At 70.9% G+C, this 24,052-nt stretch carries 23 protein-coding genes; 18 read left to right on the top strand and 5 right to left on the bottom strand.

The features are described 5' to 3' along the window. Positions 1-4 precede the first annotated feature (4 nt). Positions 5-568 carry a hypothetical protein gene (locus JYK04_RS10820; protein WP_189740203.1) on the bottom strand — a complete coding sequence of 188 codons (564 nt, stop codon included), beginning with the start codon at positions 566-568 and terminating at the stop codon, positions 5-7. A gap of 151 nt (positions 569-719) precedes the next feature. Here JYK04_RS10820 and JYK04_RS10815 point away from each other — a divergent pair, with 151 nt between their 5' ends. The 12 genes from JYK04_RS10815 (at position 720) to JYK04_RS10760 (ending at position 13,005) form a co-directional block, all read left to right on the top strand. Then, positions 720-1,262, top strand: a complete 543-nt coding sequence (locus JYK04_RS10815) for a LemA family protein (protein ID WP_189740206.1) — start codon at positions 720-722, stop codon at positions 1,260-1,262. A 148-nt stretch (positions 1,263-1,410) separates the two neighbouring features. Then, positions 1,411-2,328, top strand: a complete 918-nt coding sequence (pdxS, locus tag JYK04_RS10810; protein WP_030010552.1) for a pyridoxal 5'-phosphate synthase lyase subunit PdxS — start codon at positions 1,411-1,413, stop codon at positions 2,326-2,328. Between the two features lie 6 nt (positions 2,329-2,334). Then, positions 2,335-2,928 (top strand): pyridoxal 5'-phosphate synthase glutaminase subunit PdxT, encoded by a 594-nt coding sequence (gene pdxT, locus JYK04_RS10805; protein ID WP_189740209.1) that lies wholly within the window; start codon positions 2,335-2,337, stop codon positions 2,926-2,928. Between the two features lie 57 nt (positions 2,929-2,985). Beyond that, a complete protein-coding gene (locus tag JYK04_RS10800; RefSeq protein ID WP_189740212.1) occupies positions 2,986-3,738 on the top strand; it encodes a YebC/PmpR family DNA-binding transcriptional regulator in 753 nt (250 codons plus the stop codon). 165 nt (positions 3,739-3,903) lie between these two features. Beyond that, positions 3,904-4,434, top strand: a complete 531-nt coding sequence (ruvC, locus tag JYK04_RS10795; protein WP_189740524.1) for a crossover junction endodeoxyribonuclease RuvC — start codon at positions 3,904-3,906, stop codon at positions 4,432-4,434. After that, positions 4,431-5,063, top strand: a complete 633-nt coding sequence (ruvA, locus tag JYK04_RS10790; RefSeq protein WP_189740215.1) for a Holliday junction branch migration protein RuvA — start codon at positions 4,431-4,433, stop codon at positions 5,061-5,063. Before ruvC ends, ruvA begins: the two co-directional genes overlap by 4 nt. A gap of 62 nt (positions 5,064-5,125) precedes the next feature. Continuing rightward, positions 5,126-6,187, top strand: coding sequence for a Holliday junction branch migration DNA helicase RuvB (gene ruvB, locus JYK04_RS10785; protein ID WP_030723602.1), 1,062 nt, complete (start codon positions 5,126-5,128; stop codon positions 6,185-6,187). Between the two features lie 165 nt (positions 6,188-6,352). Further along, positions 6,353-6,829 carry a preprotein translocase subunit YajC gene (yajC, locus tag JYK04_RS10780; protein ID WP_189740219.1) on the top strand — a complete coding sequence of 159 codons (477 nt, stop codon included), beginning with the start codon at positions 6,353-6,355 and terminating at the stop codon, positions 6,827-6,829. 153 nt (positions 6,830-6,982) lie between these two features. Next, positions 6,983-8,773: a protein translocase subunit SecD gene (gene secD / locus JYK04_RS10775; protein ID WP_189740222.1), complete on the top strand. Its 1,791-nt coding sequence runs from the start codon at positions 6,983-6,985 to the stop codon at positions 8,771-8,773. A gap of 3 nt (positions 8,774-8,776) precedes the next feature. Then, on the top strand, positions 8,777-9,832 hold the full coding sequence (secF, locus tag JYK04_RS10770) for a protein translocase subunit SecF (protein ID WP_189740225.1): 1,056 nt from the start codon (positions 8,777-8,779) through the stop codon (positions 9,830-9,832). Then, entirely contained in the window at positions 9,829-10,383 is a 555-nt protein-coding gene (locus JYK04_RS10765) for an adenine phosphoribosyltransferase (RefSeq protein WP_189740228.1), read from the top strand. Before secF ends, JYK04_RS10765 begins: the two co-directional genes overlap by 4 nt. A 192-nt stretch (positions 10,384-10,575) precedes the next feature. Continuing rightward, a complete protein-coding gene (locus tag JYK04_RS10760; protein ID WP_189740231.1) occupies positions 10,576-13,005 on the top strand; it encodes a RelA/SpoT family protein in 2,430 nt (809 codons plus the stop codon). Positions 13,006-13,100: 95 nt separating this feature from the next. Here JYK04_RS10760 and JYK04_RS10755 read toward each other — a convergent pair whose 3' ends face one another. Next, positions 13,101-14,330 (bottom strand): DUF349 domain-containing protein, encoded by a 1,230-nt coding sequence (locus JYK04_RS10755; RefSeq protein ID WP_189740234.1) that lies wholly within the window; start codon positions 14,328-14,330, stop codon positions 13,101-13,103. Between the two features lie 192 nt (positions 14,331-14,522). Further along, on the bottom strand, positions 14,523-15,314 hold the full coding sequence (locus JYK04_RS10750) for a peptidylprolyl isomerase (RefSeq protein WP_189740237.1): 792 nt from the start codon (positions 15,312-15,314) through the stop codon (positions 14,523-14,525). A 153-nt stretch (positions 15,315-15,467) separates the two neighbouring features. On the opposite strand from JYK04_RS10750, the gene JYK04_RS10745 reads away from it, so the two are divergent. The 4 genes from JYK04_RS10745 to JYK04_RS10730 all read left to right on the top strand — a co-directional run bounded on the left by JYK04_RS10745 (position 15,468) and on the right by JYK04_RS10730 (position 19,585). Then, positions 15,468-16,178, top strand: coding sequence for an MBL fold metallo-hydrolase (locus tag JYK04_RS10745; RefSeq protein WP_189740240.1), 711 nt, complete (start codon positions 15,468-15,470; stop codon positions 16,176-16,178). 10 nt (positions 16,179-16,188) lie between these two features. Further along, on the top strand, positions 16,189-17,448 hold the full coding sequence (gene hisS, locus JYK04_RS10740; protein WP_189740243.1) for a histidine--tRNA ligase: 1,260 nt from the start codon (positions 16,189-16,191) through the stop codon (positions 17,446-17,448). 123 nt (positions 17,449-17,571) lie between these two features. Further along, entirely contained in the window at positions 17,572-18,189 is a 618-nt protein-coding gene (locus JYK04_RS10735; protein ID WP_189740246.1) for a vitamin K epoxide reductase family protein, read from the top strand. Between the two features lie 40 nt (positions 18,190-18,229). Continuing rightward, a complete protein-coding gene (locus JYK04_RS10730) occupies positions 18,230-19,585 on the top strand; it encodes a replication-associated recombination protein A (protein ID WP_189740249.1) in 1,356 nt (451 codons plus the stop codon). Positions 19,586-19,631: 46 nt separating this feature from the next. Here the strand turns inward: JYK04_RS10730 and JYK04_RS10725 are convergent, their stop codons facing one another. After that, on the bottom strand, positions 19,632-20,273 hold the full coding sequence (locus JYK04_RS10725; RefSeq protein WP_425282268.1) for a DUF2470 domain-containing protein: 642 nt from the start codon (positions 20,271-20,273) through the stop codon (positions 19,632-19,634). Between the two features lie 322 nt (positions 20,274-20,595). On the opposite strand from JYK04_RS10725, the gene rpsD reads away from it, so the two are divergent. Further along, positions 20,596-21,207, top strand: coding sequence for a 30S ribosomal protein S4 (gene rpsD / locus JYK04_RS10720; protein WP_008740451.1), 612 nt, complete (start codon positions 20,596-20,598; stop codon positions 21,205-21,207). A 78-nt stretch (positions 21,208-21,285) separates the two neighbouring features. On the opposite strand, the gene JYK04_RS10715 is transcribed toward rpsD, so the two are convergent. Further along, positions 21,286-23,460, bottom strand: coding sequence for an ATP-binding protein (locus JYK04_RS10715; protein ID WP_189740252.1), 2,175 nt, complete (start codon positions 23,458-23,460; stop codon positions 21,286-21,288). Between the two features lie 147 nt (positions 23,461-23,607). Between JYK04_RS10715 and JYK04_RS10710 the strand changes: the two genes are divergently transcribed. Beyond that, entirely contained in the window at positions 23,608-24,051 is a 444-nt protein-coding gene (locus JYK04_RS10710) for a DUF948 domain-containing protein (protein WP_189740255.1), read from the top strand. The last annotated feature ends 1 nt before the right edge of the window (position 24,052 follow it).

The following is a 24,052-nucleotide window of genomic DNA, read 5'->3' as shown; positions in this document are numbered from 1 at the left end:
GGGTTCACCACCCGGCGGAGACGGTTCGGTCGGGCCGCCCGCCGGGGGCGACGGTCACTTCGTGGACCTCCCCGCCCCCGGTGGTCATGCGGATCCGGTCGGGGGCCGTCCACACGGTCTCGCGCAGTGCGTAGTGGGGCGCGTCGCCGTTGAAGGAGCCGACGGTCCAGCGGCGCTCCAGGAGCCCGCTGCCCTGGTGGACGTACACCGTCCACACCGGGTCGATCCCGGCCAGCCCCTGCTCGATGACCAGTCGTCGGTCGTCCCGGCCGGGGGACGCCAGGTCCCGCGTCCGTACGTCCCCGCCCGTCAGCATGGCCAGCAAGGTGGCGATGCTCAGGACCGGGACGCCGATCACGGCCAGCGGAAGGCCGACGGCGAGGCGCGTCGCCGGTTTCCGCGCTCCCAGCAGGACCGCCCCGATCAGGGCGACCAACGTCACCCAGCCCATCGTGACGAAGTGGCCGCGCACCTTGCCCAGGACGACGAGACCGCCGTCCGAACCGCCCCAGAGGCAAGCGGCCAGGGTGCCGGCCACCAAGGCGCCGGCCACCAGGGCGGCGGCCATCGCCAGAAGTGTGAGTGCCGGCGTTCTGCGGCGCGATCTCATGGGTCGTATCCCCCCAATAGCTTTGGATCATGAACCCTACGGGTCCGGGGGCGGCCCGGGACAGGGGCAATGGGGGCCGGGGGCGCGTGGAGCGGTAGGGTCGCGCAGCGTGATCGAAACCCTTGTCTGGATCGCCCTGGCTCTCGGAGTCGTCGGGGTCTACCTCAGCTGGACCGCCGGCCGGCTCGACCGGCTGCACTCGCGGATGGACGCCGCCCGGGCCGCGCTCGACGCGCAGCTGGTGCGCCGGGCCTCCGTCGTGCTGGAGGTGGCCACCTCCGGGGTGCTCGACCCCGCCTCCTCCCTGGTGCTCTACGAGGCCGCGCACGCCGCCCGGCAGGCCGAGGAGGACCACCGCGAGGTGGCCGAGAGCGAGCTCAGCCAGGCGCTGCGGGCGGTCTTCGCCGATGCCGACCAGGTCGACGTGCTCAAGGCGGCCCCCGGTGGGGCCGAGGCCACGGAGGAGCTGGCGGCGGCCGTCCGCCGGGTTCCGATGGCGCGGCGCTTCCTCAACGACTCGGTACGGGCCGCCCGCGCGCTGCGCAGGCATCGCAAGGTCCGCTGGTTCAGACTGGCGGGGCACGCGCCGTTCCCGCTCGCCTTCGAAATGGACGACGAGCCTCCGGTGGATCTTGCAGATCGGCCGACTTAGGGCACCCCGGGGGCTTCCAAGGGCCGCGAGGGACAAATCAAGGAGCCACAGGCTCCACATTGGCCCTTGTAGTGGACTGATCCCCTGGGGTTTCCTCAGCCGAGTAGTACGAGCAGAACCCCGTCTTCCTTTCGAGTGAGGTCAATCCGTGAGCACGCTTCCCACCTCCCCCCAGTCCGCCGAATCGGCGATCGGCACCTCGCGCGTCAAGCGCGGCATGGCCGAGCAGCTGAAGGGCGGCGTGATCATGGACGTGGTCAACGCCGAGCAGGCGAAGATCGCCGAGGATGCCGGCGCCGTGGCCGTCATGGCCCTGGAGCGGGTCCCCGCCGACATCCGCAAGGACGGCGGCGTCGCGCGCATGTCGGACCCCAACATGATCGAAGAGATCATCGAGGCCGTCTCGATCCCGGTCATGGCCAAGTCCCGCATCGGCCACTTCGTCGAGGCCCAGGTCCTGCAGTCCCTCGGCGTCGACTACATCGACGAGTCCGAGGTCCTGACCCCGGCCGACGAGGTCAACCACTCCGACAAGTGGGCGTTCACCACCCCCTTCGTCTGCGGCGCCACCAACCTGGGCGAGGCCCTGCGCCGCATCGCCGAGGGCGCGGCCATGATCCGCTCGAAGGGCGAGGCCGGCACCGGCAACGTCGTCGAGGCCGTCCGCCACCTGCGCCAGATCAAGAACGAGATCGCCCGCCTGCGCGGCTACGACAACAACGAGCTGTTCGCCGCCGCCAAGGAGCTGCGCGCCCCGTACGAGCTCGTCAAGGAAGTTGCCGAGCTCGGCAAGCTCCCGGTCGTGCTGTTCTCCGCCGGTGGCGTCGCCACCCCGGCCGACGCCGCGCTCATGCGCCAGCTCGGCGCCGAGGGCGTCTTCGTCGGCTCCGGCATCTTCAAGTCGGGCGACCCGGCCAAGCGCGCCGCCGCCATCGTGAAGGCCACCACCTTCTACGACGACCCGAAGATCATCGCGGACGCCTCCCGCAACCTGGGCGAGGCCATGGTCGGCATCAACTGCGACACCCTCCCCGAGTCCGAGCGCTACGCCAACCGCGGCTGGTAATCGGTCATGACGAACACCCCCGTGATCGGTGTCCTGGCTCTCCAGGGCGACGTACGGGAACACCTGATCGCCCTGGCCGCGGCGGACGCCGTGGCCAGGCCGGTCCGGCGTCCCGAGGAGCTCGCCGAGGTGGACGCCCTGGTGATCCCCGGCGGCGAGTCCACCACCATGTCGAAGCTCGCCGTGCTGTTCGGCATGCTGGAGCCGCTGCGCGAGCGCGTGGCGGCCGGCATGCCCGTGTACGGCACCTGCGCCGGCATGATCATGCTGGCGGACAAGCTCCTGGACGGCCGTGAGGACCAGGAGACCCTGGGCGGCATCGACATGATCGTCCGCCGCAACGCGTTCGGCCGCCAGAACGAATCCTTCGAAGCGAAGATCGATTTCGCGGGCATAGCGGGCGGTCCGGTCGAGGGCGTCTTCATCCGCGCGCCCTGGGTCGAGTCCGTCGGCGCCGCCGCCGAGGTGCTCGCCACGTACGACGGCCACACGGTCGCCGTGCGCCAGGGCAACGTCCTGGCGACCTCGTTCCACCCCGAGTTGACCGGAGACGACCGCGTTCACGCGTACTTCGTCGACATGGTGCGCGCGGGGCTGTAACGGCGTCCCGGTAGGATCTGAGGCGAACATTGTTGGTGACGCGAAGGAGACAGGCAGATGTCCGGCCACTCTAAATGGGCTACGACGAAGCACAAGAAGGCCGTGGTTGACGCCAAGCGCGGCAAGCTCTTCGCGAAGCTGATCAAGAACATCGAGGTCGCGGCCCGTATGGGCGGCGCCGACATCGACGGCAACCCGACGCTCTTCGACGCCATCCAGAAGGCCAAGAAGAGCTCGGTCCCGAACAAGAACATCGACTCCGCGGTCAAGCGCGGCGGTGGTCTTGAGGCCGGCGGCGCCGACTACGAGACGATCATGTACGAAGGCTACGGTCCGAACGGTGTCGCGGTGCTCATCGAGTGCCTCACCGACAACCGCAACCGTGCCGCGTCCGACGTGCGTGTCGCCATGACCCGCAACGGCGGTTCGATGGCCGACCCGGGCTCGGTCTCGTACCTGTTCAACCGCAAGGGTGTCGTCCTGCTGCCCAAGGGCGAGCTCTCCGAGGACGACGTCCTGGAGACGGTGCTCGACGCGGGTGCCGAAGAGGTCAACGACCTCGGCGACAGCTTCGAGATCATCAGCGAGGCCACCGACATGGTCGCGGTCCGCACCGCGCTCCAGGCGGCCGGCATCGACTACGACTCGGCCGACTCCAACTTCCTGCCGACCATGCAGGTCGAGCTGGACGAAGAGGGCGCGCGCAAGATCTTCAAGCTGATCGACGCGCTGGAGGACAGCGACGACGTGCAGAACGTCTTCGCCAACTTCGACGTCTCGGACGAGGTCATGGAGAAGGTCGACGCCTGACCGGGCGTCAACGGTGGGCCGACGGGGACGCCCCGTCGGCCCACCGTCGTTTCCGTCCCCGGCACTTCCGACGCCCCCGGCCCGGCGGGTCGGTCCGTGCGGTCGGTGCCGCTGTCACAGGCGGCCGGTAGCCTGCACACCTGCGCGAATGAGGAGGTGGCGGTGGTGCGAGTGCTGGGCGTCGACCCGGGGCTGACGCGGTGTGGTGTCGGCGTCGTCGAGGGCGTGGCCGGACGGCCGCTGACCATGCTCGGCGTGGGGGTCGTACGGACGCCCGCGGACGCCGAGTTGGGCCACCGGCTCGTCGCCGTCGAACAGGGCATCGAGGAATGGCTCGACACGTACCGGCCCGAAGTCGTCGCCGTGGAGCGGGTGTTCAGCCAGCACAACGTCAGCACCGTGATGGGCACCGCCCAGGCGAGCGCCGTCGCGATGCTGTGCGCCGCCCGCCGCGGGATACCGGTCGCCCTGCACACCCCCAGCGAGGTCAAGGCGGCCGTCACCGGCAGCGGCCGGGCCGACAAGGCCCAGGTCGGCGCGATGGTCACCCGGCTGCTGAGGCTGGACGCGCCACCCAAGCCGGCGGACGCCGCCGACGCCCTCGCCCTCGCCATCTGCCACATCTGGCGGGCCCCCGCCCAGAACCGCCTCCAGCAGGCGGTCGCCCAGCACGCCTCGAAAGGCCGTACCCGATGATCGCCTTCGTCAGCGGCCCGGTCGCCGCACTCGCCCCCACCCTTGCCGTGATCGAGGTCGGGGGAGTGGGCATGGCCGTGCACTGCACGCCCACCACCATCGCCGGCCTGCGGATGGGCGAGCAGGCCCGGCTGGCCACCTCCCTCGTCGTACGCGAGGACTCGCTGACCCTGTACGGCTTCGCGGACGACGACGAGCGCCAGGTCTTCGAGATCCTGCAGACCGCCAGCGGGGTCGGGCCGCGGCTCGCCCAGGCGATGCTCGGCGTGCACAGCCCCGACGCGCTGCGCCTGGCCGTCTCCACCGGCGACGAGAAGGCGCTGGTGGCGGTGCCGGGCATCGGCAAGAAGGGCGCGCAGAAGCTACTCCTCGAACTGAAGGGCAAGCTGGGGGCCCCGCTGGGCAGCAGCGGCCTCGTGGGCGCGCAGCGCGCCGCGGCCTCCGGGCCCGCCCCCTGGACCGAGCAGCTCTCCGCCGCCCTGATCGGCCTCGGCTATGCCTCGCGCGAGGCGGAGGACGCGGTCGCGGCGGTCACGCCGCAGGCCGAGGCCGCCATCGCCGCCGGCGGTTCGGCCCCGGTTCCGCAGCTCCTGCGGGCGGCCCTCCAGTCCCTGAACCGGGCCCGCTAGCCGCCGCCGGCCCGCCCGCGGGCGACCGACCACCGTACGAACCGAGAAGGCAGACTGACACCGTGAACTGGGAAGACGAGAGCGACGACCGGATCGTGGCGGCCGCCGCCGACGGCGAGGACACCGCCGTCGAGGCGGCGCTGCGCCCGAAGGACCTCGGCGAGTTCGTCGGCCAGGAGAAGGTCCGCCAGCAGCTGGACCTCGTCCTCAAGGCGGCCCGCCAGCGCGGAGCCACCGCAGACCACGTCCTGCTCTCCGGCGCGCCAGGCCTCGGCAAGACCACCCTGTCCATGATCATCGCGGCCGAGATGGGCGCGCCCATCCGCATCACCTCCGGCCCCGCCATCCAGCACGCGGGCGACTTGGCGGCGATCCTCTCCTCCCTCCAGGAGGGCGAGGTCCTCTTCCTCGACGAGATCCACCGCATGTCCCGGCCCGCCGAGGAGATGCTCTACATGGCCATGGAGGACTTCCGCGTCGACGTGATCGTCGGCAAGGGACCCGGGGCCACCGCGATCCCGCTGGAGCTGCCGCCCTTCACCCTGGTCGGCGCCACCACCCGGGCCGGCCTGCTGCCCCCGCCGCTGCGCGACCGCTTCGGCTTCACCGGGCACATGGAGTTCTACGCCCCCGAGGAGCTGGAACGCGTCATCCACCGCTCCGCCCGCCTCCTCGACGTGGAGATCGACACCGCCGGCGCCGCCGAGATCGCCGGCCGCTCCCGCGGCACCCCGCGCATCGCCAACCGTCTGCTGCGCCGCGTCCGCGACTACGCCCAGGTCCGGGCGGACGGCGTGATCAACCGCGAGGTGGCCGGTACCGCCCTCCAGGTGTACGAGGTGGACGGGCGCGGCCTCGACCGACTGGATCGCGCCGTTCTCGAAGCCCTGCTCAAGCTGTTCGGCGGCGGACCCGTGGGCCTGTCCACCCTCGCCGTGGCCGTGGGCGAGGAGCGGGAGACCGTGGAGGAGGTCGCGGAGCCGTTCCTGGTCCGCGAGGGGCTGCTCGCACGTACCCCCAGGGGGCGGGTGGCGACCCCCGCCGCATGGGCTCACCTGGGACTCGTACCGCCGCAGCACGGCGGGAGTGGATCAAGCGGACAACAGGGCTTGTTCGGGGCCTGACGGCGCGGAGGTTCGCCCCCTCAGGAACTGCGGTGCCATGCTGGGCGTTGTTCCATCGGTGCGGACTCGCCTAGACTCCGCCGATGCCGACCCTTCGGGTCGGTGTGCCCACCCCCGTAGAAAAGGCCGCCGTCCGCGTGCGGTCGTGCGAAGGATCTCCGTCCCGTGAATCTCGTGACATTCCTCCCGTTCGTGGTGCTCATCGGGGCGATGGTCCTGATGACCCGCTCCGCGAAGAAGAAGCAGCAGGCCGCCGCGCAGATGCGCGACCACATGACGCCCGGCACCGGGGTCCGCACCATCGGCGGCATGTACGCCACGGTGAAGGAGATCGGTGACGACACGGTCACCCTCGAGCTGGCCCCCGGCGTCCACGCGATCTTCGCGAAGAACGCCATCGGCGCCGTTCTGGAGGACGCGGAGTACAACCGCATCGTCCACGGCATCGACGACGACGAGGTGACCGACACGCCGGTCGTCCCGGACGACGCCTCCTCGCTGACCGAGGAGCCCAAGGCGGACCTCACCAAGGGCGAGGACGAGGCTCCCAAGCTCGACCTGGGCAAGAAGGACGAGGACGCGCCCAAGGGCGACGACGAGCCCGAGGACGGCAAGTCCCACGGCGAGGCCGGCGCGAAGTAACGCGCGGCGGGGGACCGTGGAGGCGCCCGACCGGCGACCGGCACGGTCCCCGTCTGTGACACTTCTGCGGGGGGCAGGGGTCCCCACCACACATTTCGTGGCCGTCCCCGCGCTGACCCGGCGCGGGACGGTTGGACAGGGAGAAACGACAAGGTGGCAGCACCGAAGAAGGGCCGGCGGCCCACGGGGGCTCAGGGGAGGCCGGGGCGCGCCCTGGCGATCATCCTGATCGCGATGGTGGCGCTCACCGCGGGGATGTTCCTCTCCAAGCAGACGACTCCCAGGCTGGGCATCGACCTCGCCGGCGGCACGAGCATCACGCTCAAGGCCAAGAGCGAGCCCGGCAAAGAGAGCGCCATCAACGAGACCAACATGAACACGGCGGTCGGCATCATCGACCGCCGCGTCAACGGTCTCGGCGTGTCCGAGGCCGAGGTCCAGACCCAGGGCCGCGACCACATCATCGTGAACATCCCCAAGGGGACGAACGAGCAGCAGGCGCGCGAGCAGGTCGGTACCACCGCCCAGCTGTACTTCCGCCCGGTTCTCGCCTTCGCGGACGGCTCCCCGGCCGCTCCCGAGGGCACCGCGAGCCCGAGCCCCTCCGCGAGCGGCTCCGGGGCTCCCAAGGCCGGAGACGGCAAGACCAGCCCCTCCGCCAGCCCGTCGTCCAGCGCCACTTCCCAGGGCCGCGCGCTCAGTGAGGCCCTCAAGGCCCCTGCCGCGCCCACTCCCTCGCCCTCGGCGAGCGAGTCGAAGAAGGCAGACGACACCAAGGCTCCGTCGCCCTCCGCGTCCGCCTCCGCGCCGGCGACCGGTGACGAGGCCGCCGCGGCGGCCCTCCAGGCCAAGTTCGCGGCGCTGGACTGCAACGACGAGGCGCAGCGCGCCGCCGCCGGCGCGGGCGCCAAGCCCGAGGAGCCGATGGTCGCCTGCGGCCAGCGCGGTACCGCCTGGGGCAAGTGGATCCTCGGCCCGGCCCAGGTCAACGGCCAGGACGTGAAGGACGCCAAGGGGCAGATCGACCCCCAGCGCGGCCAGTGGATCGTCACCATGCAGTTCACCGACAAGGGCGCCGACAAGTTCGCCAAGATCACGGGTGAGCTGGCCACCAAGCAGATGCCGCAGAACCAGTTCGCGATCGTGCTCGACGGGCAGGTCATCTCCGACCCGTCCGTGAGCCAGGCGCTGACCGGTGGCAACGCCGAGATCTCCGGCGGCTTCAACCAGCAGTCCGCGCAGGACCTGGGCAACATGCTCTCGTACGGCGCCCTGCCGCTCTCCTTCACCGAGGACAGCGTCACCACCGTCACCGCCGCGCTCGGCGGCGAGCAGCTGAAGGCCGGCCTGATCGCCGGCGCCATCGGCCTGCTCCTCGTGGTGATCTACCTGCTGGTGTACTACCGGGGCCTGGCGTTCATCGCCATCGTCAGCCTCCTGGTCTCCGCGATCCTGACCTACACGATCATGTCGCTGCTCGGAAAGGGCATCGGCTTCGCGCTGAACCTGCCGGCCGTCTGCGGCGCGATCGTGGCGATCGGTATCACGGCGGACTCGTTCATCGTGTACTTCGAGCGCATCCGGGACGAGATCCGCGAGGGCCGCACCCTGCGTCCGGCCGTCGAGCGCGCCTGGCCGCGCGCCCGTCGCACGATCCTGGTCTCCGACTTCGTGTCGTTCCTGGCCGCCGCGGTGCTGTTCATCGTCACGGTGGGCAAGGTCCAGGGCTTCGCGTTCACACTGGGTCTTACGACCCTGCTCGACGTGGTCGTGGTGTTCCTCTTCACCAAGCCCGTCATGACACTGGTGGCGCGTACGAAGTTCTTCTCCAGCGGTCACCCGTGGTCCGGGCTGGACCCGAAGCGGCTGGGCGCCAAGCCTCCGCTCCGCCGGTCCCGCCGTACCGGTTCCGCCCCCGCCCCCGTCGACGCAAAGGAGGCGTGAGAGATGTCGAAGCTGGGAGATCTCGGCGCCAGGCTGTACCGCGGTGAGGTCGGCTACGACTTCGTCGGCAAGCGCTTTCTCTGGTACGGCGTTTCCATCCTGATCACCATCACGGCGATCGTCGCCCTGGCCGTCCAGGGCCTCAACATGGGCATCGAGTTCAAGGGCGGTGCCGTCTTCACCACCTCGAAGTCCTCCGTCTCCGTGGCCAAGGCGACGGAGGTCGCGGAGAAGGCCTCGGGCCACGACGCGATCGTCCAGCAGCTCGGCACCGGCGGGCTGCGGATCCAGATCTCCGGTCTGGACACCGGCGCCGCGACCGATGTCAAGAAGGTCCTCGCCGCCGACCTCGAGGTCAGCGAGGCCGACATCAACGCCGACCTGGTCGGCCCCAGCTGGGGCGAGCAGATCGCGAACAAGGCGTGGACCGGTCTCGGCGTCTTCATGGTCCTCGTGGTGATCTACCTGGCCATCGCCTTCGAGTGGCGGATGGCGGTCGCGGCGCTGATCGCGCTGATCCACGACCTCACCATCACCGTCGGCGTGTACGCGCTCGTCGGGTTCGAGGTCACGCCGGGCACGGTCATCGGTCTGCTGACGATCCTCGGTTACTCCCTCTACGACACCGTCGTCGTCTTCGACGGTCTCAAGGAGGGCTCGAAGGACATCACCAAGCAGACCCGCTGGACGTACAGCGAGGTCGCCAACCGCAGCATCAACGGCACCCTGGTCCGCTCGATCAACACCACGGTCGTGGCGCTCCTCCCGGTCGCCGCGCTGCTGTTCATCGGCGGTGGCTTCCTGGGCGCCGGCATGCTGAACGACATCTCGCTGTCCCTGTTCGTCGGCCTCGCGGCCGGTGCGTACTCCTCGATCTTCATCGCGACCCCGCTGGTCGTGGACCTCAAGGAGCGCGAGCCGGCGATGAAGGCGCTCAAGAAGCGGGTGCTCGCCAAGCGGGCGGCCGCGGCGGCCAAGGGCGAGTCCCCGGACGAGGCCTACGAGGCCGAGGACGAGCCGCAGGTCGTGGCGCAGGGCCGGCCGGGGCGGCGGCGTTGACCGCGCCGCTGACCGAGGACGCGCGGGAGCTGCTCCTCAGCCGGATCAAGGACGTGGCGGACTACCCGAAGCCGGGCGTGATGTTCAAGGACATCACCCCGCTGCTGGCGGACCCCGAGGCGTTCTCGGCGCTGACGGACGCGCTGGTGGAGCTGGCCGGGCGGTACGGCGCGACGAAGATCGTCGGCCTGGAGGCGCGCGGGTTCATCCTCGCGGCTCCGGTCGCCGTGCAGGCCGGGATCGGCTTCGTGCCGGTGCGCAAGGCCGGAAAGCTGCCGGGCGCGACGCTCGCGCAGTCGTACGAGCTGGAGTACGGCACCGCGGAGATCGAGGTCCACGCCGAGGACCTGTCGGCCGGTGACCGGGTCATGGTCATCGACGACGTGCTGGCCACCGGCGGTACCGCCGAGGCCTCGCTCTCGCTGATCCGGCGGGCCGGCGCGGAGGTCGCGGGCGTGGCGGTCCTGATGGAACTCTCGTTCCTTCCGGGACGGGCCAAGCTGGCGCCCGCCCTGGGCGATGCTCCGCTGGACGCGCTGATCGTGGTCTGACATCTGCTTCGCCGAAGCGGCGGGTACCTGGGACATCCCGGGTGCCCGCCGCTTTCGTGTGCGGCGCCGCACATGGGACGGGCTCGCGGAACGAGGGGGCCGAACCCTCGCTACCATGGGTTGTCCGGACCGGACACGGGCACCGGATCCACCCCCGGACTCCGTCCGGGGGGACCCCCGTGAGGAGCGCTCTTGCCAGACGAGGTCCAGCCAATCTCCGCCGCGCAGCCCGACCCGCAGGCCGAGCAGACCACGGCGGCACCCGGCACGCCCCCGCCGGCCCCGCCGGCGCCCCCGGTCAAGCCCGCGCCGACGAAGTCCGCCGGGTCCTCCAACCGGGTGCGCGCCCGTCTCGCCCGGCTCGGCGTGCAGCGCTCGAACCCGTACAACCCGGTTCTGGAGCCGCTGCTCCGCATAGTCCGCAGCAACGACCCGAAGATCGAGACGTCGACGCTGCGCCAGCTGGAGCAGGCCTACCAGGTGGCCGAGCGCTGGCACCGCGGCCAGAAGCGCAAGAGCGGCGACCCGTACATCACCCACCCGCTCGCGGTGACCACCATCCTCGCCGAGCTCGGCATGGACCCGGCCACCCTGATGGCCGGTCTGCTGCACGACACCGTCGAGGACACCGAGTACGGCCTCGAAGACCTGCGCCGCGACTTCGGCGACGCCGTGGCCCTGCTCGTCGACGGCGTGACCAAGCTGGACCGGGTGAAGTTCGGCGAGGCCGCCCAGGCGGAGACCGTCCGCAAGATGGTCGTGGCGATGGCCAAGGACCCGCGCGTCCTGGTCATCAAGCTCGCCGACCGGCTGCACAACATGCGCACCATGCGCTACCTCAAGCGGGAGAAGCAGGAGAAGAAGGCCCGCGAGACCCTCGAGATCTACGCCCCGCTGGCTCACCGGCTGGGCATGAACACGATCAAGTGGGAGCTCGAAGACCTCTCCTTCGCGATCCTCTACCCGAAGATGTACGACGAGATCGTCCGCCTGGTCGCCGAGCGCGCGCCCAAGCGCGACGAGTACCTCGCCGTCGTCACCGACGAGGTACAGGTCGACCTGAGAGCCGCCCGCATCAAGGCGACCGTCACGGGCCGCCCGAAGCACTACTACAGCGTCTACCAGAAGATGATCGTCCGCGGCCGTGACTTCGCGGAGATCTACGACCTGGTGGGCATCCGTGTCCTCGTCGACACCGTCCGGGACTGCTACGCGGCCCTGGGCACCGTGCACGCGCGATGGAACCCGGTCCCCGGCCGGTTCAAGGACTACATCGCGATGCCCAAGTTCAACATGTACCAGTCGCTCCACACGACGGTCATCGGACCCAGCGGCAAGCCCGTCGAGCTGCAGATCCGCACCTTCGACATGCACCGCCGCGCCGAGTACGGCATCGCCGCGCACTGGAAGTACAAGCAGCAGACCGTCGCCGGCACCTCCAAGGTCCGCACCGACGTCCCGCAGGCCGCCAAGGGCAGCGCCGGCCAGGACACGGTCAACGACATGGCCTGGCTGCGCCAGCTGCTGGACTGGCAGAAGGAGACCGAGGACCCGGGCGAGTTCCTCGACTCGCTGCGCTTCGACCTCTCCCGCAACGAGGTCTTCGTCTTCACCCCCAAGGGCGACGTGATCGCGCTGCCCGCCGGAGCCACCCCCGTGGACTTCGCGTACGCCGTCCACACCGAGGTCGGCCACCGGACGATAGGGGCCCGGGTCAACGGTCGGCTCGTCCCGCTGGAGTCGACGCTCGACAACGGCGACCTGGTCGAGGTCTTCACGTCCAAGGCCGAGGGCGCCGGCCCGTCCCGCGACTGGCTCGGCTTCGTCAAGTCCCCGCGGGCCCGCAACAAGATCCGCGCCTGGTTCTCCAAGGAGCGCCGCGACGAGGCCATCGAGCACGGCAAGGACGCCATCGCCCGGGCCATGCGCAAGCAGAACCTGCCGATCCAGCGCATCCTGACCGGCGACTCGCTCGTCACCCTCGCGCACGAGATGCGCTACCCCGACATCTCCTCCCTGTACGCGGCGATCGGCGAGGGCCACGTGGCCGCGCAGGGCGTCGTACAGAAGCTGGTGGCGGCCCTCGGCGGCGAGGAGGCGGCCAACGAGGACATCGAGGAGTCGATCCCGCCGGCGCGCGGCCGCAAGCGGCGCACCAACGCCGACCCGGGTGTCGTCGTCAAGGGCGTCGACGACGTGTGGGTCAAGCTGGCCCGCTGCTGCACCCCGGTGCCGGGCGACCCGATCATCGGATTCGTCACGCGCGGCAGCGGCGTATCGGTTCACCGCGCGGACTGCGTCAACGTCGACTCGCTCTCCCAGCAGCCCGAGCGGATGCTGGAGGTCGAGTGGGCGCCCACCCAGTCCTCGGTCTTCCTGGTCGCCATCCAGGTCGAGGCGCTGGACCGGTCCCGGCTGCTGTCCGACGTCACCCGGGTCCTGTCGGACCAGCACGTCAACATCCTCTCGGCGGCCGTCCAGACCTCCCGCGACCGGGTGGCCACCTCCCGGTTCACCTTCGAGATGGGCGACCCCAAGCACCTGGGGCACGTCCTGAAGGCCGTCCGGGGCGTCGAGGGCGTCTACGACGTCTACCGCGTGACCTCGGCGCGGCGCCCTTAAGGCCGTGTCCGGCCTAGGCCGGACCCCGCGGCAAACGAAGAGGCGGCCCCGGTACGCACGTACCGGGGCCGCCTCCCTCGTACGGGGCGGGCCTGTCAGCCGCCGAACTCCTCCAGGCCCTTCAGCGCCTGGTCCAGCAGGGCCTGGCGGCCCTCCAGCTCGCGCGACAGCTTGTCGGCTTTGGCGTTGTTGCCCGCCGCGCGCGCCGCGTCGATCTGCTCACGCAGCTTGTCCACCGCCGCCTGGAGCTGACCCGTAAGACCGGCCGCACGCGCCCGCGCCTCCGGGTTCGTACGGCGCCACTCGCCCTCCTCGGCCTCCTGGATCGCCCGCTCGACCGTGTGCATCCGGCCCTCGACCTTCGGCCGGGCGTCCCGCGGCACGTGGCCGATGCCCTCCCAGCGCTCGTTGAGGGAGCGGAACGCGGCACGGGCCGCCTTCAGGTCCGTGATCGGGACGAGCTTCTCGGCCTCGTCGGCCAGCTCCTCCTTGAGCTTCAGGTTCTCGATCTGCTCGGCGTCACGCTCCGCGAAGACCTCGCTGCGGGCCGCGAAGAACACGTCCTGCGCACCGCGGAACCGGTTCCACAGGTCGTCCTCGGACTCGCGCTGAGCCCGGCCCGCCGCCTTCCAGTCGGCCATCAGCTCGCGGTAGCGGGCAGCCGTCGGACCCCAGTCGGTCGACTTCGACAGCGACTCGGCCTCCGCGACCAGCTTCTCCTTGACCTTGCGGGCATCCTCGCGCTGCGCGTCCAGCGAGGCGAAGTGCGCCTTGCGGCGCTTGGAGAAGGCGGAACGCGCGTGGGAGAACCGGTGCCACAGCTCGTCGTCCGACTTGCGGTCCAGACGGGGCAGCCCCTTCCAGATGTCCACCAGGGCGCGCAGCCGCTCACCGGCACTGCGCCACTGGTCGCTCTGGGCCAGCTGCTCGGCCTCGACGACCAGCGCGTCCTTGGCCGCACGGGCCTCGTCCGTCTGCTTGGCCTTCGCTACCTTGCGCTCCTCGCGCCGGGACTCCACGGTCGTGACCAGCTTGTCCAGCCGCACGCGCAGGGCGTCCAGGTCACCCACGGCATGGTGCTCGTCGACCTGCGTACGCAGGTGGTCGATCGCCGTCTGGGCGTCCTTGGCGGACAGATCAGTGGTCCGCACCCGCTTTTCGAGGAGGCCGATCTCGACCACCAGGCCCTCGTACTTGCGCTCGAAATAGGCCAGGGCCTCCTCAGGGGTGCCGGCCTGCCACGATCCGACGACCTGCTCGCCATCGGAAGTACGCACGTACACGGTGCCCGTCTCGTCGACTCGGCCCCACGGGTCGCTGCTCACAGCGCCTCCTCCACCTGATGCCTTGCGAGGGGTTCACCCCCTGGGCATCGTCCACAGTTTCCTGGGGCGGGCAGCGCCCGCCCTGCACAACGCCAACATAGGCGACCGCCGGGCCGGCTGTCCGCATCCCGCACGACGGAATATCGGCGTACGGGGCGGCGGGCCGGCCGGGCCCGGGGTCGCCGCTTCACGTCAGTTCTGCGTGACCGTGCCCTTCTCGATCTTCACCTCGGTCTTGGGCGCGCCGTCCTGGCCACCGTCGACCGTACCGGCCTTCGCGATCTCCTCGAGGACCTTCAGGCCGGCCGCGTCGATCTTGCCGAACGGCGTGTACGACGGCGCCAGCGGGCTGTCCTTGTAGACCAGGAAGAACTGGCTGCCGCCCGAGCCGGGCTGACCCGTGTTGGCCATCGCCACGGTGCCGGCCGGGTAGACGACCTGGCCCTGCTCGTTGGCCTTGCCCAGCGAGTCCAGGTTCTCGTCCGGGATGTTGTAGCCCGGGCCGCCGCGGCCGGTGCCCTCGGGGTCGCCGCACTGGAGCACGAAGATCCCGCCGGCCGTCAGCCGGTGGCACTTGGTGTTGTTGAAGTAGCCCTTGTCGGCGAGCGACTTGAAGGAGTTCACGGTCTGCGGGGTCTTGGCCGCGTCCATCGTGAAGTTGATGTCACCCGCGCTGGTCTTCAGTGCGAAGGTGTACTTCGCCTTCTGGTCGATCGCCATCTCCGGCGAGGGGGACTGCTTGGGCGCGGGCTCGCTCGCCGATGCCGACGGGTTCGCGGACGGGTCCGCGGCCTGGTCCTTCTTGTCCTTGTCGAAGACACCGCCCACGATCAGGCCGACCAGCGTCGCGATCACGACGGCGACCACCGCGCCGATCACCGCCGCACGCTGGCGGCTCTTCTTCCGGGCCTCGGCGCGGCGCTTCTGCTGGCGCTCGTACTTCTCCCTGGCGAGCTGTCGCCGCCGCTGATCGCTCGTGACCACCGGGTCGTCTCCTTGTACGTGTCTGATACTGCTGTCCGGGCTGGGCTAGGCCGTACCGTATATGGGTTCGCTGTGTAATGAGCGGCGCCGGTAGGCTCTGAGCAGCAGGATTCCTGTCGCTAACCTCCCGCCGGACGACGATTGAGGACGAACGTGCTGATTGCCGGGTTCCCCGCAGGCGCCTGGGGCACCAACTGCTACGTGGTCGCCCCCGCCGCCGGCGAGGAGTGCGTCATCATCGACCCGGGCCATCAGGCCGCCCAGGGTGTCGAGGAGACGCTGAAGAAGCATCGGCTCAAGCCCGTCGCGGTCGTGCTGACCCATGGCCACATCGATCATGTGGCCTCGGTGGTCCCGGTGTGCGGAGCACACGACGTACCGGCCTGGATCCACCCCGAGGACCGCTACATGATGAGCGACCCGGAGAAGGCCCTCGGGCGCTCCATCGGCATGCCGCTCATGGGCGAACTGACCGTGGGGGAGCCGGACGACGTCCGCGAGCTGGCCGACGGCGCCTCCCTGAAATTGGCCGGAATGGACTTCTCCGTGGCGCACGCACCCGGGCATACGAAGGGGTCGGTGACCTTCCGGATGCCCGAGCTGGCCGACATCCCGCCGGTCTTCTTCTCGGGTGACCTGCTCTTCGCCGGCTCCATCGGACGCACCGACCTGCCCGGCGGCTCCCACGCCGAGATCCTCGAATCGCTGGGCCGCGTGTGCCTGCCGCTCGACGATTCGACCGTGGTGCTGTCCGGCCACGGTCCCCAGACCACCATCGGCCGCGAGCGCGCGACCAACCCGTACCTCCGGGAAGTCGCCGCCGGGCTCGGAGACGGCACCGCCGCTCCACGACGAGGAATGTGACGAGAGTTTCGTGAGCACTTTCAAGGCCCCCAAGGGCACGTACGACCTGATCCCGCCGTACTCGGCCAAGTACCTGGCGGTCCGCGACGCCATCTCCGCCCCGCTGCGCAAGGCCGGGTACGGCTACATCGAGACCCCGGGCTTCGAAGACGTGAACCTCTTCGCCCGCGGTGTCGGCGAGTCCACCGACATCGTCACCAAGGAGATGTTCACCCTCACCACCAAGGGTGGCACCAACCTCGCCCTGCGCCCGGAGGGCACCGCCTCCGTGCTGCGCGCGGCCCTGGAGGCCAGCCTGCACAAGCAGGGCAACCTCCCGGCCAAGCTCTGGTACTCGGGCTCGTACTACCGCTACGAGCGGCCGCAGAAGGGCCGTTACCGCCACTTCTCACAGGTGGGTGCCGAGGCGATCGGCGCCGAGGACCCGGCCCTGGACGCCGAGCTGATCATCCTGGCCGACCAGGCCTACCGCACCCTCGGCCTGTCGAACTTCCGCATCCTGCTGAACTCGCTCGGCGACAAGCAGTGCCGTCCGGTCTACCGGGAGGCCCTGCAGTCCTTCCTGCGCGGTCTCGACCTCGACGAGGAGACCGTCCGCCGGGCCGAGATCAACCCGCTGCGCGTGCTCGACGACAAGCGGGCCGAGGTGCAGAAGCAGCTCGTCGGCGCCCCCGTGCTGCGGGACTACCTGTGCGACGCGTGCAAGGCGTACCACGAGGAGGTGCGGGAGCTGATCACGGCTGCCGGCGTCGTCTTCGAGGACGACGAGAAGCTGGTGCGCGGACTGGACTACTACACCCGCACGACCTTCGAGTTCGTCCACGACGGTCTGGGCGCCCAGTCCGCGGTGGGCGGCGGCGGCCGCTACGACGGACTGTCCGAGATGATCGGCGGACCGGCCCTGCCGTCGGTGGGCTGGGCCCTCGGCGTGGACCGCACGGTCCTGGCCCTGGAGGCCGAGGGCATCGAGCTGGACATCCCGGCGACGACGACGGTCTTCGCGGTGGCGCTCGGCGAGGCCAAGCCGACCGTGTTCGGGCTGGTGACGCAGCTGCGCAAGGCGGGCGTCGCGGCCGACATGTCCTACGGCGGCAAGGGCCTCAAGGGCGCCATGAAGGACGCGAACCGCAGCGGTGCCCGCTTCGCGGTCGTGGTCGGCGAGCGGGACCTCGCCGAGGGCGTCGTCCAGCTGAAGGACATGGAGTCCGGCGAGCAGACCTCCGTGCCCGTCGCCGAGCTGGTGGACACGGTCCGGGCCCGCCTCGCCTGACGGCAGCGGTACGGGAGCGCGCACGGGACGGGGCCGGGGATCTTTCCCCGGCCCCGTCCGTTCACAGGCTCGTACGGCACAATGGCCCGTGCTTGATCACCTGGCAGATGTGGAGCGGGCGGTATGACGACACGAAGCGCGGACGCGGACACCGCCCGGGGCGGGACCGTCGGGGGAAGCCGGGCCCTGGCCCTGCTGCTGGTGATCACCGGAGCGGCGGGCCTGTTCGCCGCCTGGGTGATCACGATCGACAAGTTCAAGCTGCTGGAGGACCCGACCTTCAAGCCCGCCTGCAGCCTCAACCCGATCGTCTCCTGCGGCAACATCATGACGAGCGACCAGGCGTCGGCCTTCGGCTTCCCGAACCCGATGCTCGGACTCGTCGCCTACGGGATCGTGATCTGCGTCGGCATGAGCATGCTGGCCGGGGCCTCGTTCCGCCGCTGGTACTGGCTGACCTTCAACGCCGGCACCCTCTTCGGCGTCGTCTTCTGCGCCTGGCTCATGTACCAGTCGCTGTACAACATCAACTCCCTCTGCCTGTGGTGCTGCCTGGCCTGGGTCGCCACGATCTTCATGTTCTGGTACGTCACCGCGCACAACGTCCGCGAAGGGCTGCTGCCCGCCCCGGGCTGGGTCAGGTCCTTCCTCGACGAGTTCACCTGGGTGCTGCCCGTCCTGCACGTCGGGATCATCGGAATGCTGATCCTGACCCGCTGGTGGGACTTCTGGACCTCCTGAGCGCGGCGGCCCTGTCGGCGGGCTCGCATAGGCTTCCCGTGTGGAACCAGACCTGTTCACCGCCGCTGCCGAAGACCGCCGGGAGAAGGACCCCGCGAGCTCCCCGCTCGCCGTCCGGATGCGCCCGCGCACCCTGGACGAGGTCGTCGGCCAGCAGCACCTGCTGAAGCCCGGATCACCGCTGCGGCGGCTGGTCGGGGAAGGGGCCGGCGGCCCGGCCGGTGCCTCGTCGGTGATCCTCTGGGGCCCGCCCGGCATCGGGAAGACGACGCTGGCGTACGTGGTCAGCCAGGCCACGCAGAAGCGTTTCGTGGAGCTCTCCGCCATCACGGCGGGCGTCAAAGAGGTACGGGCCGTCATCGAGGGCGCCAAGCGCGCGGCCGGCGGCTACGGCAAGGAGACCGTCCTCTTCCTCGACGAGATCCACCGCTTCAGCAAGGCGCAGCAGGACTCGCTGCTCCCCGCCGTCGAGAACCGCTGGGTGACGCTGATCGCGGCCACCACCGAGAACCCGTACTTCTCGATCATCTCCCCGCTGCTGTCGCGCTCGCTGCTGCTGACCCTGGAACCGCTGACGGACGAGGACCTGAGCGCCCTGATGCGGCGAGCGCTCACCGAGGAGCGGGGCCTGGGCGGGGCCGTCACCCTTCCGGCGGACGCGCAGGCGCACCTGCTGCGGATCGCCGGCGGCGACGCCCGGCGGGCCCTGACGGCGCTGGAGGCGGGCGCCGGATCGGCCATCGCCAAGGGCGAGGACGAGATCACCCTCCAGACGCTGGAGGAGGCGGTCGACCGGGCGGCGGTCCGGTACGACAAGGACGGCGACCAGCACTACGACGTGGCCAGCGCGCTGATCAAGTCGATCCGCGGCTCGGACGTGGACGCCGCGCTGCACTACCTGGCCCGGATGATCGAGGCCGGCGAGGACCCACGGTTCATCGCGCGCCGCCTGATGATCTCCGCGAGCGAGGACATCGGTCTGGCGGACCCGACGGCCCTGCCGATCGCGGTGGCCGCGGCCCAGGCGGTGGCGATGATCGGCTTCCCGGAGGCGGCGCTGACGCTCTCGCACGCCACGATCGCGCTGGCGCTGGCCCCGAAGTCGAACACCGCCACGACCGCGATCGGCGCTGCGCTGGCCGACGTACGGGCGGGTCTTGCGGGATCGGTCCCGCCGCACCTGAGGGACGGGCACTACAAGGGCGCGGCGAAGCTGGGGCACGCGCAGGGGTACGTCTACCCGCACGACGTGCCGGGCGCGATCGCGGCGCAGCAGTACGCACCGGACGAGATCCAGGGCAAGCGGTACTACGAGCCCACGCGGTACGGCGCGGAGGCCCGCTACGCGGACGTGGTCGAGAAGGTCCGCGAGCGCCTGCGGGGCGCCGGGTCCTGACCCGCGGCGCCGAGCGCGCCCTCCAGGACATGCTCACCGCCTGCCCTCAGCCGGAGGCGGCCGAGAACAGGGAGTGCATCGCCCGGCGCAGGCCGCAGACGTCCGCGACGGGCTCCGGGAAGTCGAAGCGGGCGTCGAAGGAGCCGGCCGGGCCGCCCGTGAAGCGGACGCGCAGGCCCAGGCGGTCCAGGGAGAGCGGGACGGCGGCCATCCCGCGGGCCTCGCGGGCACCGAGCAGGCCGCCCAGCCCGCCGAGCCGGTCGCCGTGGGCGGAGTGCAGGTGCTGCAGCAGCTCCGACTCGTGCGCGACCATCGGGTCCGGCTCCGCCGCGGCCAGGTCGTCCGGGTCCACCTGCTCGGCGCCCCACAGGTCGTCCACCGAGATCTCGCCGACCTCCAGGCGCAGCATCATCCAGGCCGGGCGCCCGGCGTGCGGGGCGTCGAGGGACTCCCTCATGCCCAGCAGCTCGCCCACCGGCTGCCGCTCCGCGAGCAGCGCCGCGCAGGCCGCGCGGTCGTCCCCGCGCACCGGCGTCAGCCACCCGCCCAGCCAGGCGCGGCCTCGGATACGATGTGGGACGGACACCGGCGCCACATCCGTGATCTCGATCACGGCGGTGAGGTCGTCGTCCTGGGCGTGAGCGGCTGCCCTGGCAGCCGCGGATTCCCCGGAAACAAGGAGAATCACGTCCCCGTCCGGGGTGACGGTCCGTGCGACCGGCAGCCCTGTCCCGAACTCCTCGGCATCGTGACTGTCACGAGCACCGATCAGCGTGAGGGATACTGAGGCGTTGGACTCTACGAGGGTTCGTACGCGTTCGGCTCCGGTGAGCTGCCGAACGCCTTCCCTGGGACGCGGCTGACCTTGCTTATCGTCGGCGCAAGCGGATTCTGTTTCGTCTGAATCCGAACTGCGTTGCGCACTGGGCAGGGGGATCCCATGTGGTCGAGACATTACGTCCTCCTCGCTAAGGTAAGCCTCACCTAACTTACATGGAGGTAGGTTCCCCGTGAACCAGAAGCGACCCAAGGTCAAGAAGTCGCGTGCCCTCGGCATTGCGCTGACCCCGAAGGCCGTCAAGTACTTCGAGGCCCGCCCCTACCCGCCGGGCGAGCACGGCCGTGGCCGCAAGCAGAACTCGGACTACAAGGTTCGTCTGCTCGAGAAGCAGCGTCTGCGCGCTCAGTACGACATCTCTGAGCGTCAGATGGCCCGCGCGTACGACCGCGCCAAGAAGGCCGAAGGCAAGACGGGCGAGGCGCTTGTCGTCGAGCTCGAGCGTCGCCTCGACGCCCTGGTCCTGCGTTCGGGCATCGCCCGCACCATCTACCAGGCCCGCCAGATGGTCGTTCACGGCCACATCGAGGTCAACGGCGACAAGGTCGACAAGCCGTCGTTCCGCGTCCGTCCGGACGACGTCATCACCGTGCGCGAGCGCAGCCGCGAGAAGGTTCCGTTCCAGGTTGCCCGTGAGGGTGGCTACGCAGGCGAGGGCGAGACCCCGCGCTACCTGCAGGTCAACCTGAAGGCCCTGGCCTTCCGCCTGGACCGCGACCCGAACCGCAAGGAAATCCCGGTCATCTGCGACGAGCAGCTCGTCGTCGAGTACTACGCCCGCTGATGCAGGCCTAGTCTCACCGACTGGTCAGCCCGCCGTCCCCTCCATGGGGCGGCGGGTTTTCCGTTTCCCGGACCGGCCTCAGGGCTGCGGCTGCTCCGCCGCCGCGCCCCTCGACACCCGGGAGCCGCGCGGCCGCCCCGCCTGCCGGGGCACCCCGCCGGCGCCGCGTTCCGCCGGGTCGCGCAGCGCCCGCCCGACCAGCGCCTCACGGTTCAGCTCCCGGCCCTCGGCCTCGTACGCCGCGTAGCGCTCGGCGCCCAGGAGCTCGCCCGCCTGCTCCCGGCACATCAGCCGCGGGGCGTTGAAGTACCCCGAGCCGAACAGCTGCAGCCCCACCCCGCCCCACATCGGCTCCGCCGCGCCCTGGAGCACCGCGGCCTCGGCCGCGTCCCCCTCCGCGACCGTGACCAGCGCGAGCAGCTCCAGCGCGAGCACCAGCCCGACCAGATCGTGGAAGACGTGGTTGATGGCCACGCACTCGGTCAGCAGCCGCCGGGCCTCCTGCGTGCGCCCCGCGTCGAGGGCCGCGTACGCGAGCACGTAGAGGGCGTACGCCTTCGTCCAGCGCTCCCCGCGCTCCTCGCAGATCTCCCGGACCTCCCCGCACAGCGCGAGCGCGCCCGGCAGGTCACCGAGGAAGGCCAGCGCCATCCCCAGCTCCACCTGGCACATCAGCACGTTGCTGTTCAGCTCGCCGGCCGCCCGGTACTGCTCCAGCGCCGCGCCCAGCAGCTCCCGGGCCCGCGCCATGTCGTCCGAGATCAGCGCCAGGCAGCCCATCCGGTGCACCGCGTAGGCCGCCGCCACCGGGTTCCCGCTCTGCGCCGCCCCGTCCCGGCACTCGTACAGGGCGCTCATCGAGGCCGCCGCGTCCCCCTGCAGCGCCGCGACGTAGCCCAGCACCCACAGGGCCTTCAGCCGCGAGGTCTCGTACTCCACCGCCCGGTCCGCCGGTTCCAGGGTCCGGTCCAGCCAGTGCCGCCCCTCGGTCAGGCGCCCGCAGCCCGCCCAGTAGAACCACAGCGTCCCCGCCAGGTACTGGCCCAGATGCGCCTCGTCCGGCTCGTCCAGGCAGCACTCCAGGGCGAGCCGGATGTTCGGCAGCTCCGCCTCCACCAGTGCGGCCACCTCCTGCTGGCGCGGGCTGAACCAGTCCAGCTCGCACCACGTCGCGAGCCCCACGTACCAGTCCCGGTGGCGCCGCCGCAGGCGTCCGGCGTCGCCCAGCGACTCCAGCCACCCCGCCCCGTACACCCGTACGGTCTCCAGCATCCGGAAACGCACCCCGGCGGGCGTCTCCTCCCGGACCAGCAGTGACTGGGCGAGGAGCTCCCCGACCAGGTCCAGCACGTCCTCCACCGGCAGATCCGGACCCGCACACACGTATTCGACGGCGTCGAGGTCGAACTGCCCCGCGAACACCGACAGCCGCGCCCACAGCAGCCGCTCCGCGGGCGTGCACAGCTCATGGCTCCAGCCGATCGCCGTCCGCAGCGCCCGGTGCCGGGCGAGCCCGCCGCGCGCACCGCCCGTCAGCAGCGCGAAGCGGTCCTCCAGCCGGGCCAGAACCTGCGCGGGGGACAGCGTCCGCAGCCGGCCCGCCGCCAGCTCCAGCGCCAGCGGGATCCCGTCGAGGCGGGCGCACAGCTCGACCAGAGCGGCCCGGTTCTCCGCGGTCACCGCGAAGGCCGGGTCGGCCGCGGACGCCCGCGCCGCCAGCAGGGCCAGCGCCTCCTCGGGGGCCGGCGGGGCCAGCGGGAACGCCAGCTCCCCGTCCAGGGCCAGCGGGCGCCGGCCGGCCGCGAGGACGCGCAGGCCGGGACAGCGCCGCAGCAGCTCCCGCACCAGGCCGGCGCACTCGTCGACCAGCTGCTCGAAGCCGTCCAGGACCAGCAGCAGCCGGCGCCCGGCCAGGTGCTCGGCCAGGACCGTCCGGGGCGGCCGGGTGGTGTGATCGGTCAGTTCCAGCGCCTCGGCGAGAGCCAGCTCCAGCAGCGCGGGATCCCGGACCGTGGCCAGCTCGGCCAGCCAGACCCCGTCGCAGTAGCGTTCCTGCGGTCCCTCGGCGGCGGCCCGGGCCGCCGCGAGCACGAGCCGGGACTTGCCCACCCCGCCCACGCCGGTCACCGTCACGAGCCGCGAGGACTCCAGGAGCCGCCCCAGCTCGGCGAGTTCGCCACCCCGCCCGATGAACCGGCCGAGCTCCGAGGGAAGATTGCCCCCGGCGGTACTTCGAAGGGGTCTCTGTCCCATAGGACACGGAGGGTACTGGTCCGGATGCGCTGCGTTCAAGACGGGTCCGGTCCTCCCGGATTTCCGGTACGGCTGGGGATCTCCGGCGCGATAGGGTCGGAGGGCGAATAGTCCTGCGGTTCAGGTACAGACAGAGAGCGGTGTGACGTGTCCGGTGTAGAGGTGGCCGGGATCATCGTGGCCGTCTTCTGGGCGATCCTGATCTCCTTCCTCGCGGTGGCCCTGGTGCGGCTGGCCCAGGTGCTCAGGGCGACCACCAAGCTGGTGGCCGACGTGACCGACCAGGCCGTCCCGCTGCTCGCCGACGCCTCCACCACCGTCCGCTCCGCGCGCACCCAGCTCGACCGGGTCGACGCCATCGCGAGCGACGTGCAGGAGGTCACCTCCAACGCCTCCGCGCTGTCCTCCACCGTGGCCACCGCCTTCGGCGGGCCGCTGGTGAAGGTCGCGGCCTTCGGCTACGGCGTCCGCAAGGCGCTGGGCAAGGGGGATGCCGCGACGTCGGGCGGCACGCCGCCGAAGGCATCCCGACGAACCGTGATCGTTGGACGTACGGTGCCGGCCGCCCGGCGCCGGAAGCAGAAGGGCTGAG

Origin of the sequence: Streptomyces nojiriensis (genome assembly GCF_017639205.1) — a bacterium.
GTDB lineage: Bacteria > Actinomycetota > Actinomycetes > Streptomycetales > Streptomycetaceae > Streptomyces > Streptomyces nojiriensis.
This window is presented reverse-complemented; position numbering and strand designations above follow the sequence as displayed.

What these genes read in the sequence shown, in the direction of transcription:
- pdxT (WP_189740209.1), top strand. Translation starts at nt 2,335, where the DNA reads ATGACGAACACCCCCGTGATCGGTGTCCTGGCTCTCCAGGGCGACGTA.
- secF (WP_189740225.1), top strand. Translation starts at nt 8,777, where the DNA reads ATGTCGAAGCTGGGAGATCTCGGCGCCAGGCTGTACCGCGGTGAGGTC.
- ruvA (WP_189740215.1), top strand. Translation starts at nt 4,431, where the DNA reads ATGATCGCCTTCGTCAGCGGCCCGGTCGCCGCACTCGCCCCCACCCTT.
- JYK04_RS10800 (WP_189740212.1), top strand. Translation starts at nt 2,986, where the DNA reads ATGTCCGGCCACTCTAAATGGGCTACGACGAAGCACAAGAAGGCCGTG.
- JYK04_RS10735 (WP_189740246.1), top strand. Translation starts at nt 17,572, where the DNA reads ATGACGACACGAAGCGCGGACGCGGACACCGCCCGGGGCGGGACCGTC.
- JYK04_RS10715 (WP_189740252.1), bottom strand. Translation starts at nt 23,460, where the DNA reads ATGGGACAGAGACCCCTTCGAAGTACCGCCGGGGGCAATCTTCCCTCG.
- JYK04_RS10820 (WP_189740203.1), bottom strand. Translation starts at nt 568, where the DNA reads ATGGCCGCCGCCCTGGTGGCCGGCGCCTTGGTGGCCGGCACCCTGGCC.